Source organism: Methylocaldum sp. GT1BB (genome assembly GCF_051027545.1).
GTDB lineage: Bacteria > Pseudomonadota > Gammaproteobacteria > Methylococcales > Methylococcaceae > Methylocaldum.
Map to the genome: position 1 here is coordinate 1,455,146 of NZ_CP194902.1, position 15,201 is coordinate 1,470,346.

Sequence of the window (15,201 nt, forward strand, 5' to 3'; positions counted from 1 at the left end):
TCAATCGGAAGAACCGATACATCGGCATCCCGGTGATCTCGTGAGGCTAGCCGTTCACCGCCTGCTCTCGGCCGGCCGCGCCTATCGCTTTGCCAAGGTCGGCAGCGAATGGCGGCCCGACGCCGATGTCACCGATACCCTTGCCCCGCTCAGCGAGGCCGGCACGATCACGGGCTGGCGCTATTCCTTCGGCGAGGACGAGACTTCGGAATACTACGATGTCACCGGCCGATTGACCGCGATCGTCAGCCGAGAAGGGCTGGCCCAGGATTTGGCCTACGACGGCCTGGGGCGGCTTTCCCATGTGACCGATCGCCTTTCGGGTCGCCAATTGCTGTTGGCGTATGACGCCCAAAATCGGCTGAGCACCGTGACCGACCCGGCCGGCAACGTCTACACCTATCAGTATGATGTGCTCGGACGCCTCGGTACGGTTCTGTATCCGGACAGCACCCCCGAGACCCTGTCGGACAACCCGAAGCGGTTGTACACCTACGAAGATATCCGGTTCCCCTATGCCTTGACCGGGATTATCGACGAAAACGGCGAACGTTTCGCGACCTTCGCCTACGACGAACAAGGCCGCGGTATCCTCACCGAACACGCCGGCGGCGCGGATAGAATGACCCTGACCTATCAGGCCGACGGCTCCAGCACCGTGACCGATCCGCTCGGAACAGCCCGGACCTACGGGTTCCAAACCATTCTGAACGTCGCCCGCAGCACCGGTGTGACCCAGCCTTGCGGCAGCGGCTGCGGTCAGCAAGCCAGTTCGGCCAGCTATGACGCCAACGGCAACGTCGTCAGCCGCACCGACTTCAAGGGAGTCACTACCACTTATCAATACGACCTGACCCGCAACCTCGAGACCAGCCGCACCGAAGCCGTGGGGACGCCCGAAGCCCGGACGATCACCACCGAGTGGCACCCGGCTTTCCGGCTGCCGACCCGGATCACCGAGCCGGGGCGGACCACGACTTTCGCCTACGATGCCCACGGCAACCGCCTCACCAAGACCATTACCGCGGGCGGCCAAAGCCGCACCTGGACCTACACTTATAACGACTTCGGTCAAGTCACCAGCGTCGACGGTCCCCGCACCGATGTCGGCGACGTGACGACCTTGACCTACGATGTTCAGGGCAACCTGACTTCGGTCACCAATGCCCTGGGGCACGTCACCACCTACGGCGCCTACGACGCCCACGGCCGGGTCGGTCGCATCACCGATCCCAACGGGCTCATCATCGATCTGGCCTACGACGTTCGAGGCCGGCTGATCAACCGCGCCGTGGGCGGCAAGAGCACGACGTCCGAGTATGACGGCGTCGGCCAGTTGACCAAAGTCACGCCGCCTAACGGCGCGTTTCTTGAGTACACCTACGACGCAGCCCACCGGCGGACCGATATCACCGACGCCTTAGGCAATAACATCCACACCACCTACGACCTCTCCGGCAACAAGACGAAAGAAGAGGTATTCGATCCGTCCAACACCCTGGTCCGGCAACACCAGTGGGTCTACGATACCCTCTCGCAGCTTACTCAATCCATCGGCGCCGCCGGTCAGACCACCACCTACGCCTATGACGCCAACGGCAACCGGACCAGCGTCACCGACCCCCTCAACCGGGTGACTCACTACACCTACGATGCCTTGAACCGCCGGGTCTCAGAGACTGACCCCTTAGCCGGCAGCACCGGGTACAGCTACGATGCCTTGGATCATCTTCTCGCGGTCACCGATCCCTCGAATCTCACCACCACCTACACCTATGACGGCTTTGGCGATCTCCTCCAGGAAGCGAGCCCCAACACCGGCACAGTTCTCTATAGCTACGACAGCGCCGGCAACCGGCTCACCCGACAAGATGCCACCGGTGCCACGGCGATCTCCAGCTACGATGCCCTCAACCGGCTCTTGGGCATCGACTATCCCGGTACGGTCTCGGATGTAAGCTATAGCTATGACCAGGGACCCCATGGGCTAGGCCGGTTGACCGGCCTGACCGACGGCGCTGGCGATACCGCCTACCAGTACGACGTTCGTGGCCGGCTGACGACCCAAACCGTAACGATCGATGGACTGTCGTATACCACCCGTTACGGCTACGACGACGCGGACCGCTTGGTGAGCCTGACCTACCCGTCTGGGCGGGTGATCGGTTATCCGCGGGACAACACGGGACGGATCACGGAGGTCCGGAGTACCAGTCAGGGGCAGACCGAGGTGGTAGCGACCGGCCTCAGCTATCGGCCGTTTGGTCCTCTGGCGGAGCTCACCTTCGGCAACGGTTTGATCCTGACGCGCAGCTTCGATGCCGACGGGCGCCTGACCGAGCAAACCGTGGGTACGGTGCAGCATCACGCTTACGCGTTGGACGAAGCAGACAATATCGTCGGTATCACGGACTGGCTGGACATGGGCCGCAACCAGAATTTTACCTACGATGCCCTGGACCGACTGATCGGCGCCAATGGGCGCTACGGCAGTCGCGGTTGGAGTTACGACGAGGTCGGCAACCGCCTCCTCGAAACCCGCAGCGCGGGTCAGACGGCATACCGCTATGCCCTGGATACTCATCGGCTGCTCGCGGCCGAGGGGCTGGACAACCGCAGCTTTGCTTATGACGAAGCCGGTCGCATGGTCGGCGCGGGCAGCTACCAATTCGGCTATCGTGAGGACGGCCGACTCACAACGGTCAACCAGGAGAGCCTGCCCCGGGCCGCCTACCGATACAATGGTTTGGGACAGCGCGTACAAAAAACCACCTTCCAGACTACGGGCTACCACTACGATGCGGCCGGGCACCTCATTGCCGAAAGCGGCGAAGCAGGCCAGCCCCTGCGGGAATTTGTCTATCTCGACGATCTGCCGCTGGCCTTCATCCGCTCTCCCGAGGGTCGCGAGCAGGACTTCAACCGCGACGGGGTCATCGACCGGAGCGATGTGGACATCCTACTTCAAGCCCGCAACCAGCCGGTTGGCCCCGGCGACCCCCGCGACCTCGACCGCGACCATTGGATTACCGTCCTCGACGCGCGCCGGCTGGTCTTGCGTTGCGATTACCCGACCTGTGTCGGCGGCGCCCCACCACAAAGCGAACCCGCCGTCTATTTCGTTCAGGCCGACCACCTTGCTGCGCCGAGGCTTCTGACCGATCAAAATCAGACCGTAGCCTGGTTTTGGGACTCCGATCCTTTCGGGGGCGGTCGCCCCGAGGAAGACCCGGATGGCGATCAACAGCCCCTCACACTCAACCTGCGCTTCCCGGGCCAGTACTACGACGGCGAGTCGGGGCTACACTACAACTACTTCCGCGATTACGATCCGAGCCTCGGGCGGTATCTGGAGAGCGATCCGATCGGGCTCGTGGGTGGTCTAAATACCTATGCCTATGTCGGGAATAATCCGGTCAATTGGATTGATCCATTTGGATTAGAAGCCGGTGTAACGATCTGGCAGCCGGTTGGATGGGGCAGCTCGTCGTTCGGTCATGCATCTGCCGATGTTAACGGCACCACTTATTCTTTTGGTCCGAGCGGGATGACCAATCTTCCTACATCCGAGTATGTAGACAAAAATGGTTTTCGAGATGGCACGCGAGTAAATTTAAAGTTGCCGCCTGAGAAGGAGGCAGTATTTGAGGCGTGCCTTCGGAGATCGCAAGGTGGATATAATGCGCTAACCAATAACTGTGCATCCCCTGTGCAGCGATGTCTTCGAGAAGCGGGGTTAAATGACTTTTTTAAACATGGAGAAACAACTTTGGGCATAAATGGAAACCACGTCTTACCAGTAGATCTTGGTAATGGATTACTTTCTTCCGAAGCGGCCAATGGAACGACGAATTATCCTGCTACTCGATCAAGCGATGGGACTAGTGCTCCATGGGCAAGGTGATGATAAAGCTCATGACAAAAATTGTTGGCGTGGTTTTTATATTTCTACTCATATATCTTATTTCTCGTGCATCTTCCAGTTATAGGCACGGATACTCGTGGCGAGAAATGGACTGGAATCAAGACGGGACAACCTCAATTGCCGAGGTCATATATGGTAGTGATATTGGTAAGCGCGAGGTTATTAGAAATCAGAAAGCTTGCGTCGAATACTATGCTTACAAAGATGGCCTACCCATAAAGACAGTTTGCCCTCAATAAGCTGGATAAGCAAAGCTCGCGTAGGATGCGGTGACGCAGGAACCGCATCGTTCGAGTTTGTGATCGATGCGCCTCCTTCGTCGGCACATCCTACGCGGGCTGAAAAATTGGCAAACATCCCATCCCCATCTTTTCCGTAAAAAGGTTTATAAACAGCCGGGACTTGATACCTACCGCGCTGGTTTTGGGACTCCGACCCGTTCGGTGTCGGTCGCCCCGAGGAAGACCCGGATGGCGATCAACAGCCCCTCACACTCAACCTGCGCTTCCCGGGCCAGTACTACGACGGCGAGTCGGGGCTGCATTACAACGTCTTCCGCGATTACGATCCGAGCCTCGGGCGGTATCTGGAGAGCGATCCGATCGGGCTCGTGGGTGGTCTAAATACCTATGCCTATGTGGGGAATAACCCGCTACTCTACGTAGACCCCTTGGGCTTGTAAGGCATTGCTCAAGATATTGGTCGACTCGTTGATAAGTTGCTCCAGCCTCCGGAAGCGACCTCCGATTTTCTTCGAAACTATCGCGATATGCGCGATGCCAATACGATCGGAGGGGACAAGTACTTCCATTGCAAGGCAAACTGTGAAGCGACACGTCGAGGTAAGTACGGAGAGGCTACAGCTTGCACCATATCGGATACCCGTGAATGGTTTGATCAGAATATCAAGGGGGATCCGGCAAGCGCCTCGGCAGCCGATCAGATAGCTAATACGGCTGGCCGTTCGGGAGGAAATAGTTCACCGCTGTCCTGCGACCTGGTTTGTAGTCCTTTCCGTCCTAACGGGTTACCTGCGAACTATTGATGGAGTCGTGATGCCACTCAGGAAAATCCTCATCCTGGCTGTAGTTCTGATCCTGTTGATAGCCGGTGGCATTTGGTTGCGGAAGCAGTTGCAAATTGATGGCTGCCTAGATGCTGGCGGACGCTGGAACTATGAAGAAGGGGGGTGCGAGACCGGGGTGTCAAATTAACTGTGTAACTGGGGTTAGTTCATAGGGTAACTCGATCACCAAAGAGGATCACGAAGTGGTTCAACGCCCGTTTCCAATCCTGGATCGGCATGGTCCATTTCTTCTCGATCCGCTGCAGTCCCAGATACAGGACTTTCAGAATCGCTTCATCGTTCGGAAACGCGCCGCGGGTCTTGAGCAGCTTACGCAGGCTGAAGTTGAGCGATTCGACGGCGTTGGTGGTGTACAGCACTTTGCGGATCTCCGGGGGATAATCGAAGAACACGGTCAAGCGCGCCCAATCCGCCCGCCAGCTTTGGCTGATGGCCGGGTATTTCGCGTCCCAGGTTTCGCTAAACCGCGCCAGGGCGGCTTCGGCCTCGGTCAGGGTCGCCGCCCCATAAATCGCCCGCAGATCTTTCGCGACCGCCTTGCGCTCCTCCCAGGTGACATACTGCAGGCTATGGCGCACCTTATGGACGATACACAGTTGGACCTGGGTGTTGGGAAACACTGCTTCGATGGCTTCCGGCAGTCCCTTGAGCCCGTCCACACAGGCGATAAAGCCATCCTGAACCCCCCGGTTTTTCAACTCGGTGAAGACGGCCAGCCAGAACTTGGCGCCTTCCGTGTCCGCAATCCACAGGCCCAGCAACTCCTTTTCGCCCTGCAGATTGACGCCCAAGGCCAGATATACCGCCTTGTTCTTGACCGGTCCCGCTTCGCGCGATTTGACGATCAGGGCATCGAAATACAGGATCGGGTAGACCGAGGCCGAGGGCCGGCTCTGCCATGCCTTCACGTCCGCCAACACCGATTCGGTGACGTTGGAAGGGTCGCGACTAAAGCGACCGTTTGCGATTGGAGATGAGCGTCGGCGAGACTTCCACGCCATACAGTTCTTCCAGATGGCCCTGAATATCACGGGTCGACAATCCCCGGGCATAGAGGGCCAGAACCTTCTCATCAAATCCTTCGAGCCGGCGTTGGCGCTTGGAAACCAGTTGCGGCTCGAAGTCTCCGTTGCGATCGCGCGGGACCTCAATCGCCAAGGACCCGGTTTCGGTCTGAATTGTTTTCACAGACTTGCCGTTGCGGGAGTTGCCACTGCCGCGCCCTTCCAGGGCATGCGGCGCATACCCCAAAGGGGCCGTCATTTCGGCTTCCAACGCTCGTTCCACCAGACGCTGGGTCAGCTGTTTGAGCAAGCCGTGTTCCCCCAGAATGTCTTTCGGATTCGTATAGCCTTTGAGCAATTCGTCCAATAAGGCATCTTGTTTGGTTGTGTTACTGGTCATCTCTTATTTTCCTTTTTGTCAGATTATATAAACCAGTTACACAGTTCTTTTTACACCCTCGCGAGACCCGTTAGCCATCAGGCACCGCAGGGTCATCTACTGCACTGGTGCCCAAAAACGCCCGCTGTCGCGGGCGTTTTCATTCCGTCCTTGTTTAGCCGTTTCGATCAACTCGATATCCTTGCGCAGCAGACTGTTGATTAATTCCGATAAGGCGATTCCCTTGGAATCGGCGCGGGCGGATAGGTAGTTTTGGACTTCCTCGTCCAGCTTGCGTAGGGCGGAATAGGGTACTCCCGTATTCCGCCGCATGAATTCGGCCTCTATTCGGCGCAATACGCGAGTACGCTATTGCGCCCTACCGCGCTTTGGGCAGACCTAACGACTAAAGGGCAATGGGCTAATCATGTTAGGGATTATAGCGCTGATTATGGTCTTGGAATTCCTCTGTTATATGAGCGTGGTAAGGGCTTGACCAATGTCAATAGACTTTACAGTGGTGCAGGTGTCATAAAATCGTTCAAATAACCACCCCTTATAAAGCAATGGCGGTAAAGAAAGGTTTATTTTTCATAGTCCTGGGCCTAAAAACACGATATGGCCCGTGGTGGCTCGGCAGAAAGAAACTTTTCTATTATTTACCGCCATCGCTTGCCCAGCTAAAGGCGTTAGCCAAAGCGCGTAACGATATTGCTCTCAAGGAAAGTGACACAGGCAGCAGGGCGGAGAAAGACACTTTAGTATGTGACCCTATGGGGGATATTCCAGGAAAACTATTTTTATCAAAAAGTCATTTGATGACAAAGAATTCCGACGAGAAGACTTTAAAATGGATGATTGAAATTGCCACGCAACTCGGCGGACGCGTTAAAGATAACCGAAATAGGACTTATCGCTCCTGTGACGATTACTATGTTGATCCCGCGGATGAAGAGGCGGCAAGGCACAATGCAAGTCTGAGCAGTTAAAGGGTGATCGTTAAATTAGATTTTTATCCAGAGCCATATGATGCGCTGAACGAGCGAAGGGGTCAGACTTTGGTTATTTGCTTTTAATTTTGAATCAGTCCACCTCCCTGCGGGAAGCAGCGACGCGTATCGCGCCGGGGGGCGTCGGTGAATCTCTGAAAGCGGGTTATGCTCTGCTAACCCACCCGCGCCGTGGATACTCCGTTGGCGCGGTCATGGAAGTCAAACAACGAAAGCCTGCGCCCTTCTCCTGTCGATTTGGGAATGATAACAATAAGGTTCCAGCAGTGGCCGGAGTTCTGGTCCGGCGAGTTGAGTCTTCAACTCCGGGTGGATTATCGCCGGGAGGGGATCAACGGAGCGTTTCGCTTCGACAATCCCGACGTCAAGGCGACCTGCGGTTGCGGGGAAGGTTTCGCGGTCTAAAGGCCGGCTTCAATCTGCCGTGCGACGCCATGACGCTGCTCATGGCGTTTGAAAACGGGTTCAAGGGCCGGTATTTCTTATCATCGGCTCAATTTTCCAGTAAAATCCCAATGTTTTATCTGCCCGTATCTGGGCGGCGAACGTTTTTCCGAAAGCCGAGAACGCTCGGTTTTCATTCACTACACAACACCGGCGAATCCGAATCAAGGAGATCCAATGGCGGTCGAACGCACCTTGTCCATCATCAAACCCGACGCTGTAGCCAAGAACGTGATCGGCGAAATTTACAGCCGCTTCGAGAAAGCGGGGCTCAAAATCGTCGCGGCTAAAATGCTGCATCTTTCCCGCGAGCAAGCGGAGGGATTTTATGCGGTCCACAAGGCAAGGCCGTTCTTCAACGATCTGGTAAATTTCATGATCACCGGTCCCGTGATGGTGCAGGTTCTGGAAGGCGAGAATGCCATCGCCAAGAACCGCGAAATCATGGGCGCCACCAATCCCAAGGAAGCCGCACCCGGCACCATCCGTGCCGATTTTGCCGTCAGCATCGACGAAAACGCGGTGCATGGTTCCGACGGACCGGATACGGCGGCACAGGAAATCGCATTTTTCTTCAAAGAGAATGAGCTCTGCCCCCGCACCCGTTAATTCCGGCGAAAAGCTGAATCTCCTCGGCCTAGACCGGAAGGCGATGGAAGCCTTCTTCGTCGAGATCGGGGAAAAACCTTTTCGTGCGACGCAGTTGCTGCAATGGATACATCAGCGCGGCGTCGCCGATTTCTCGGCGATGACCAATTTGAGCAAGTCGCTGCGGACGCGGCTGGCCGAACGTTGCGAAATCCGCGTGCCGGAGATCGCCTATGCGCAGAAATCATCGGACGGCACCTGCAAATGGTTGCTGCAACTGGATGACCAAAACCGCATCGAGACCGTCTTCATTCCCGAAGACGGGCGCGGCACCTTGTGCGTATCGTCCCAAGTGGGTTGCGCTCTGGAATGCTCGTTCTGTTCCACGGCGCGGCAGGGCTTCAATCGCAACCTGAGCGCCGCCGAGATCATCAGCCAGCTCTGGGTGGCGCGGCGCGAACTCGGCGAAGGCCGGGTGACCAACGTGGTCCTCATGGGCATGGGCGAGCCGCTCCTCAACTTCAACAATGTTGTCGCCGCCACCAGCCTGATGCTGGACGATTTCGCCTACGGGCTCTCCAAGCGCCGGGTGACGCTCAGCACCTCCGGCATCGTTCCGGCTCTGGACAGGCTGGCCGAAGTGTCCGATATCGCGCTCGCCGTCTCCCTGCACGCGCCGGACGACGAATTGCGCAACGAATTGGTGCCGATCAACCGCAAGTACCCGATTAAGGAGCTTCTGGCAGCCTGCAAGCGCTATGTCGGGCGGGAAAATCGCCGCAAAGTGACCTTCGAATACGTGATGCTCGACGGCATCAACGATACGCCCGCGCACGCCAGGGCCTTGATTCGCCTCTTGAGTCACGTGCCATCCAAGGTCAACCTGATTCCGTTCAACCCGTTTCCGGGTTCCAATTACCGGTGCTCCGGTCCGGAAACCATACGCCGGTTCAGCGACATGCTGCACGCCGCCGGATTGATCGCCACGACCCGCAAAACCCGCGGCGACGACATCGACGCGGCCTGCGGCCAGCTGGTGGGGCGGGTGAACGACCGGACGCGCAGGCACCGCTTACAGGTTGTACAGTCATGAAATTCCGGGTTTTGATCGGTCCGATAGTGTGTGTGGCGCTCGCGGCCTGCGGAGCGTCGAAGACGCACAATACCCGTCCTAACGATCCCTACGGCTCGCTCAGCCAATCCGACATTTATGTTCGAAAGGGCATCCAATACATGGAAGCGGGCAACTACGAGGTGGCCCTACAGGATCTGACCAAGGCCGCCGAACTGGACGGACGAAACAGCGAGGCCTACAACGCGCTGGCGGTGCTCTATCAGCGGCTGGATCAGCCGGCCGACGCCGAGCGCGAGTTCAAGAAGGCCTTGTCGGCGAATTCCGAAAACTTCGGCGTCCGCAACAACTACGGCCGGTTTTTGTGCGGGCAGGGCCGGTACGCCGAAGCCATGAGCCAGTTCCGGGAAGTCATCGGTTCGAAGCTCTATAACTCGCCCTGGATCGCGCTCACCAATGCCGGGATTTGCGCCCGGTCGGCAGGTCAAAATGGGGAAGCCGAGCAGTATCTGCGTCAGGCGCTGGAATACGATCCCCGCTTTGCGCCGGCGTTGATCGAGATGGCCGAGCTGAGCCGCGAAACCGGTCAGGGCATGTCCGCGCGCGCGTTTTTGGAGCGCTATCACGCCGTGGCGGAACCGGATCCGAGATCGCTTTGGATCGGCGTCGAGACCGAAGCCGGTCTCGGCAATTTCCATGCAGCCAGAGACTATGCGAAAACCCTGCGGTCGAAATTTCCAAATACCAAGGAAGCCGTGCAGGCCAAGCGCTACATTTCGGTAGACTGACTCCCGCTTCTTAAATAACCCCACGACAACCCTTTCGACTATGGAAAAGATTCAGGCGATTCGCGGCATGCACGACATACTGCCCGATCGCACGCCGCGCTGGCAGCATGTCGAGTCGGTGGTGCGCCGTGTCATGGCGAGCTACGGCTATGAGGAAATCCGTCTGCCGTTGGTGGAAAGGACCGAACTGTTCAAGCGCTCGATCGGCGAAGTCACCGATATCGTCGAGAAAGAAATGTATACCTTCGAGGATCGCAACGGCGATTCCCTGACGCTGCGTCCGGAAGGTACCGCTGGCTGCCTGCGGGCGTGCATGGAGCACGGCCTGCTGCACAATCAGATCAACCGGCTGTGGTATGCGGGACCCATGTTCCGCCACGAGCGTCCGCAGAAGGGCCGCTATCGCCAGTTCCACCAAGTGGGTGTCGAGGCTTACGGCATGGCGAGCCCCGACATCGATGCCGAGCTGATTTTGCTGAGCTCCAGGCTGTGGCGGGAACTCGGCATCGCGCACAAGCTCGAACTGCAAATCAATACCCTGGGAACGGCCGAAGAGCGGCACGGTTATCGCGCCAAGCTGGTGGATTACTTCCGTGCGCACTATGGGAAGCTCGACGAAGACAGCCAGAGGCGCCTGGAATCCAATCCCTTGCGCATTCTGGACAGCAAGAATCCGGATATGCGCGAGCTGATCCAGGCGGCGCCGGTTTTAACGGACGAACTGGGCGGGGAATCCAAAGCTCATTTCCAGCGATTGAGGGAGCTTCTCGACGAAGCCGGTATTGCTTATTCCGTGAATCCCACGCTGGTGCGCGGCCTCGATTATTATTGCCGCACCGTTTTCGAGTGGGTCACCCACGAACTGGGCGCTCAGGGGACGGTTTGCGCCGGCGGACGTTACGACGGCCTGATCGAACAATTGGGCGGAAAAGGTTCCGCCGCAACCGGATTCGCTCTCGGCATGGAACGCCTGATCGAGCTCCTGGAATCCCCGGAAAAACTGGATGCCGCGGCGCTGCCCCATGCTTATCTGATCCGCGTGGGCGAACACGCCGAACGCAAGGGCGCCGTGCTGGCCGAGGCTTTGCGCGATGCCCTGCCGAACTTGAGGCTGGTGGTGAATTGCGGCGGCGGCAGTTTCAAGAGCCAATTCAAACGGGCGGACAAAAGCGGCGCAATACTGGCGCTGATCATGGGTGAAGATGAGGCGCGAGATCAGCTGATCGGCATCAAATACTTACGCACCGAGGCCGGCCAGACGACCCTTTCGCAATCCGAGCTGATCCCCTTTTTGCAAGCACTCATTTAACGCGACGAGGTTCGAGTGGAAACGTATTTGACAGAAGAAGAGCGTTTAGAAGCGCTCCAGCGGTGGTGGAAAGAAAATCGGCAATCGCTGATTCTCGGTGTTCTTCTGGGCGTCGCGCTCATCATCGGCTGGAACATGTGGCAGGGCAATGTGCGCAGCCAAAACGAGCAGGCTTCCAATCTTTATCTGCAAATGCTGAAGGCGTCGGAAACCAAGCAAACGGAACCCGCGATCAAATTGGGCGAGCGGGTCATCGCCACGTACCCGTCGAGCGCCTATGCCGATTACGCCCGGTTGCTGCTCGCCAAGCTCAAGGTCGATTCCAATGATTTGCCTGGCGCGAAGGCCGTTCTGGAAGAGACGCTTGCAAAAACCAAGGACGAAAACTTCAAGCATATCGCAAGGCTCCGTCTCGCCCAGGTGATGCTGGCTTCGGGAGAAACCGGTCCGGCACTGAGCCTTTTGGAGCCGTTGACCGCGGAACAGATGGGCAAGTTTGCGGGTCTTTACCAAGAGCTCAAAGGCGATCTGTACGCGGCCGCCAACCGGCCCGACGAAGCCCGTAGAGCTTACGAAGCCGCGAAAGAATTCGGCGAAGCTTCCCCGCTGCTGGAGCTGAAGCTTAACGATCTACCGGCCGCGCCGAAACCAGCCGGGTCCTGATGCGCCGTTTTCTGGTCTTGTTTTTGTGCGGTCTGCTGCTGACCGGCTGTAGTGCACTTGGTCCACTGAAAGAAGCAGCCTCCGGTATAGGAGAGTACTTCGGAGCTTCGGATAATGCCGACCCGCCCGCGGAGCTCAAAGATTTCGAGCCCGCGGTCAAAATGACGGTGCTTTGGGATGTCAATATCGGCAAAGGTTATGCCGAGCAATATGTGAACCTGGTTCCCGCCGTCACCGAAGACAAGATTTTCGCGGCCGACCGCAAGGGCGAAGTTCAGGCGCGCAGCCGTCTCAACGGCGACAAGCTGTGGTCCGTGGATATTGAGCTGGCCGTTTCCGCCGGACCCGTGGCGGGTGAGGGCAAGCTCATACTCGGCACCAGCAACGCCGAGATCGTGGCGCTGAATGACGGCGACGGTTCGGTGCTTTGGAAAACCAACGTGTCCAGCGAGATTCTCGCCTTGCCGCGCGTCGAAGGCGACACGGTGGTGATACGGAGCAGCGACGGGCGCATTACCGCGCTCGACGAAAATACCGGTGGGACGCGCTGGTACCATGACCGGACGATACCGGCACTTTCGATTCGCAGCCGTGGTTCGCCGACGATTGCAGACGATTTCGTGCTGGACGGTTATGGCAGCGGCAAGCTGATTGCCCTGAATTTGACTGACGGCAAACCGGAATGGGAGGCGACGATTGCGTTGCCCCACGGTCGCTCCGAAATAGAGCGTTTGGTCGATATGGATTCCGATCCGATCGTGAAAGGAGACACCATCTACGTGACGGGTTATCAAGGCGGCGTGGCCGCCGTATCGTTAAAAGACGGCGACGTGCTCTGGCGCCAGGCCGAACTATCTTCTTACACCGGCATGGCGGCGGCCCGCCGCTCGCTGTTCGTAACCGACGCCAGCAGCGATGTTTGGCAATTGGACGTGCGCAACGGCGCTGATCTGTGGAAACAGGACGAGTTGCACTTCCGGCGTTTGACGGCGCCAGCTTTGGTCAAGGACTATGTCGTGGTCGGTGATTTCGAGGGCTATCTCCATCTGCTTTCCCAGGAGGATGGCAGCTTGGTGGGCCGGGTCAGGGTGGACAAGAGCCCAATCGCGGCGACGCCAGTCGTGTTCGACGACGTCATCTACGTTTATACCAGCGGCGGCACCTTGGCCGCCATCGCGGTGGAAGGGTCATCCGGGCGCTCCCCGGATGACCGTTTGCGATTGGAAGGGTCATCCGGGCGCTCCCCGGATGACCGTTTGCGATTGGAAGGGTCATCCGGGCGCTCCCCGGATGACCGTTTGCGATTGGAGTAGTTTATGTTGCCCGTGGTCGCCCTGGTGGGCCGCCCTAATGTAGGCAAGTCCACCCTATTCAATTATCTGACCCGGACCCGCGACGCGCTCGTGGCGGATTTCCCTGGCTTGACCCGAGACCGGCAATACGGCCGGGTAAGGCGCGGTCAAAAGGACTATTTCGTGGTCGACACCGGCGGTATCGTCGAGACCGAACTCGGCATCGACGAACAGGCTATGCGCCAGGTTAGTTATGCGCTGGAGGAAGCGGACCTGATCCTGCTGCTGGTCGACGCCCGTCACGGCCTCAATGCCGGCGACGAAGCCATTGCCGAACGCTTGCGCAAGACCGGAAAGCCCGTTCTTCTGGTGGTGAACAAGATCGACCGGGCGGATTTGGCGGTCGTGGCGGGCGAGTTCTACGCTCTCGGCCTCGGTGAGCCCCACCCCATCTCGGCGTCCCATGCGATCGGAATCGATACGCTGCTGGACGAGCTGGAAGCCAAGTTGCCGGCTCCGGAAGAGCCGGAAATGACTGAAGAATCGCCCGGCATTCGCATCGCCGTGGTGGGGCGTCCCAATGTCGGCAAATCGACCTTGGTGAATCGCATTCTGGGAGAGGAGCGGGTAGTCGTCTACGATCAGCCCGGAACGACGCGGGACAGCGTCTACATTCCCTTCGAGCGTCACGGCAAAGCCTATACCCTGATCGATACCGCCGGCATCCGCCGCCGCGGGCGGGTCTCGGAAACCATCGAAAAGTTCAGCGTCATCAAGGCCCTGCAAGCGATCGAAACGGCCCATGTCGTGATTTTCCTGATCGATGCGCGCGAAGGCGTGACCGATCAGGACGCCAATCTCCTGGGCATGGTTCTGGAAATCGGCCGCGGGCTCATCATCGGCCTGAACAAGTGGGATGGGCTCAGTCCGGACCAGAAAGACAACGTGCGGCGCCAGATCGATTTGAAACTGCCGTTCCTTGATTTCGCGGAAAAGCATTACATCTCAGCACTGCACGGCACGGGCGTGGGCAATCTGCTGGATACGGTGGAAGCCATTTACGAGGCTTCGACGCGGGATTTGTCCGCTTCGCGGCTAACCAAAATCCTTCAGGACGCCCTGGTCGCGCACCAGCCGCCCTTGGTCCGCGGCCGGCGCATCAAGCTCAAATACGCCCATCAGGGCGGTCAGAATCCGCCGGTCATCGTGATCCACGGCAATCAAACGGAAGAAGTGCCGGGGGCGTACAAACGCTACCTGATCAACGTCTTCCGGGATACCTTGGACATACAGGGAACGCCGATCAAGCTCGAGTTCCGGAGCAGCGAGAATCCGTTCAAGGGCAAACGCAACATTCTTTCCGCCCGCCAGGTTCGAAAGCGTCGGCGCCTGATCAGGCACAAGAAAAAGACCTGACAGTGCTTCGGATAGAGCATTTTTGGTCTGCGGTAGCGCCCGCTCGCAAACGGCTGCTTTATTCGCGAGCCTTTCCGCGATCCAGCGGGTTTGTCGGCAAGGGATTGCCGACCTACGAGCCTGGGCCGTCTGGTAGGTCGGGAATCCTTTCCCGACATCTTGGTTTGGGTCAAACGATGTCGGGGACAAGGACTCATCGCCGGGAGCCGGTGCCGGAAACGTTG

11 protein-coding genes and 3 pseudogenes are annotated in these 15,201 nt (G+C 58.2%); 12 read left to right on the forward strand and 2 right to left on the reverse strand.

Features of this window, described 5'->3' with window-relative positions; translation table 11 throughout:
• Positions 1 to 40: 40 nt before the first annotated feature.
• The 3 genes and pseudogenes from ACR2TX_RS07800 to ACR2TX_RS07810 all read left to right on the forward strand — a co-directional run bounded on the left by ACR2TX_RS07800 (position 41) and on the right by ACR2TX_RS07810 (position 4,970).
• Positions 41 to 3,904 (forward strand): RHS repeat-associated core domain-containing protein, encoded by a 3,864-nt coding sequence (locus ACR2TX_RS07800; protein ID WP_434131714.1) that lies wholly within the window; start codon positions 41 to 43, stop codon positions 3,902 to 3,904.
• A gap of 439 nt (positions 3,905 to 4,343) precedes the next feature.
• A pseudogene (locus ACR2TX_RS07805) lies at positions 4,344 to 4,604 on the forward strand (RHS repeat-associated core domain-containing protein); the annotation flags it as partial.
• 39 nt (positions 4,605 to 4,643) lie between these two features.
• The gene (locus ACR2TX_RS07810; protein ID WP_434131716.1) at positions 4,644 to 4,970 is read left to right on the forward strand and encodes a hypothetical protein; all 327 of its coding nucleotides are present in this window, start codon (positions 4,644 to 4,646) and stop codon (positions 4,968 to 4,970) included.
• A gap of 188 nt (positions 4,971 to 5,158) precedes the next feature.
• Here ACR2TX_RS07810 and ACR2TX_RS07815 read toward each other — a convergent pair.
• Both ACR2TX_RS07815 and ACR2TX_RS07820 read right to left on the reverse strand, forming a co-directional pair.
• Positions 5,159 to 6,416, reverse strand: a pseudogene (locus ACR2TX_RS07815) (IS256 family transposase).
• 96 nt (positions 6,417 to 6,512) lie between these two features.
• Positions 6,513 to 6,728: a hypothetical protein gene (locus ACR2TX_RS07820; protein ID WP_156881071.1), complete on the reverse strand. Its 216-nt coding sequence runs from the start codon at positions 6,726 to 6,728 to the stop codon at positions 6,513 to 6,515.
• 233 nt (positions 6,729 to 6,961) lie between these two features.
• Here ACR2TX_RS07820 and ACR2TX_RS07825 point away from each other — a divergent pair, with 233 nt between their 5' ends.
• The 9 genes and pseudogenes from ACR2TX_RS07825 (at position 6,962) to der (ending at position 14,977) form a co-directional block, all read left to right on the forward strand.
• Positions 6,962 to 7,384 (forward strand): hypothetical protein, encoded by a 423-nt coding sequence (locus ACR2TX_RS07825; protein ID WP_434131717.1) that lies wholly within the window; start codon positions 6,962 to 6,964, stop codon positions 7,382 to 7,384.
• A 324-nt stretch (positions 7,385 to 7,708) separates the two neighbouring features.
• A pseudogene (locus ACR2TX_RS07830) lies at positions 7,709 to 7,810 on the forward strand (iron-sulfur cluster assembly protein IscA); the annotation flags it as partial.
• Positions 7,811 to 8,026: 216 nt separating this feature from the next.
• Positions 8,027 to 8,458 (forward strand): nucleoside-diphosphate kinase, encoded by a 432-nt coding sequence (gene ndk, locus ACR2TX_RS07835; protein ID WP_077731515.1) that lies wholly within the window; start codon positions 8,027 to 8,029, stop codon positions 8,456 to 8,458.
• Complete coding sequence (gene rlmN, locus ACR2TX_RS07840) at positions 8,433 to 9,530, forward strand: 23S rRNA (adenine(2503)-C(2))-methyltransferase RlmN (RefSeq protein WP_434131719.1); 1,098 nt, start codon at positions 8,433 to 8,435, stop codon at positions 9,528 to 9,530. Before ndk ends, rlmN begins: the two co-directional genes overlap by 26 nt.
• The gene (gene pilW / locus ACR2TX_RS07845) at positions 9,527 to 10,297 is read left to right on the forward strand and encodes a type IV pilus biogenesis/stability protein PilW (RefSeq protein WP_434111024.1); all 771 of its coding nucleotides are present in this window, start codon (positions 9,527 to 9,529) and stop codon (positions 10,295 to 10,297) included. The genes rlmN and pilW overlap by 4 nt, the downstream gene beginning before the upstream one ends.
• 40 nt (positions 10,298 to 10,337) lie before the next feature.
• Positions 10,338 to 11,606 (forward strand): histidine--tRNA ligase, encoded by a 1,269-nt coding sequence (gene hisS, locus ACR2TX_RS07850; RefSeq protein WP_434131721.1) that lies wholly within the window; start codon positions 10,338 to 10,340, stop codon positions 11,604 to 11,606.
• A gap of 15 nt (positions 11,607 to 11,621) precedes the next feature.
• Entirely contained in the window at positions 11,622 to 12,269 is a 648-nt protein-coding gene (locus ACR2TX_RS07855) for a YfgM family protein (RefSeq protein WP_077731511.1), read from the forward strand.
• A complete protein-coding gene (gene bamB / locus ACR2TX_RS07860) occupies positions 12,269 to 13,582 on the forward strand; it encodes an outer membrane protein assembly factor BamB (protein ID WP_434131722.1) in 1,314 nt (437 codons plus the stop codon). Before ACR2TX_RS07855 ends, bamB begins: the two co-directional genes overlap by 1 nt.
• Positions 13,583 to 13,585: 3 nt before the next feature.
• Positions 13,586 to 14,977, forward strand: a complete 1,392-nt coding sequence (gene der, locus ACR2TX_RS07865; RefSeq protein ID WP_077731509.1) for a ribosome biogenesis GTPase Der — start codon at positions 13,586 to 13,588, stop codon at positions 14,975 to 14,977.
• The last annotated feature ends 224 nt before the right edge of the window (positions 14,978 to 15,201 follow it).

Bases quoted from the DNA above. Each gene is read 5' to 3' on its own strand.
- ACR2TX_RS07820 (WP_156881071.1), bottom strand. From the start codon at position 6,728: ATGCGGCGGAATACGGGAGTACCCTATTCCGCCCTACGCAAGCTGGAC.
- ACR2TX_RS07825 (WP_434131717.1), top strand. From the start codon at position 6,962: ATGGCGGTAAAGAAAGGTTTATTTTTCATAGTCCTGGGCCTAAAAACA.
- ndk (WP_077731515.1), top strand. From the start codon at position 8,027: ATGGCGGTCGAACGCACCTTGTCCATCATCAAACCCGACGCTGTAGCC.
- rlmN (WP_434131719.1), top strand. From the start codon at position 8,433: ATGAGCTCTGCCCCCGCACCCGTTAATTCCGGCGAAAAGCTGAATCTC.
- pilW (WP_434111024.1), top strand. From the start codon at position 9,527: ATGAAATTCCGGGTTTTGATCGGTCCGATAGTGTGTGTGGCGCTCGCG.
- hisS (WP_434131721.1), top strand. From the start codon at position 10,338: ATGGAAAAGATTCAGGCGATTCGCGGCATGCACGACATACTGCCCGAT.
- bamB (WP_434131722.1), top strand. From the start codon at position 12,269: ATGCGCCGTTTTCTGGTCTTGTTTTTGTGCGGTCTGCTGCTGACCGGC.
- der (WP_077731509.1), top strand. From the start codon at position 13,586: ATGTTGCCCGTGGTCGCCCTGGTGGGCCGCCCTAATGTAGGCAAGTCC.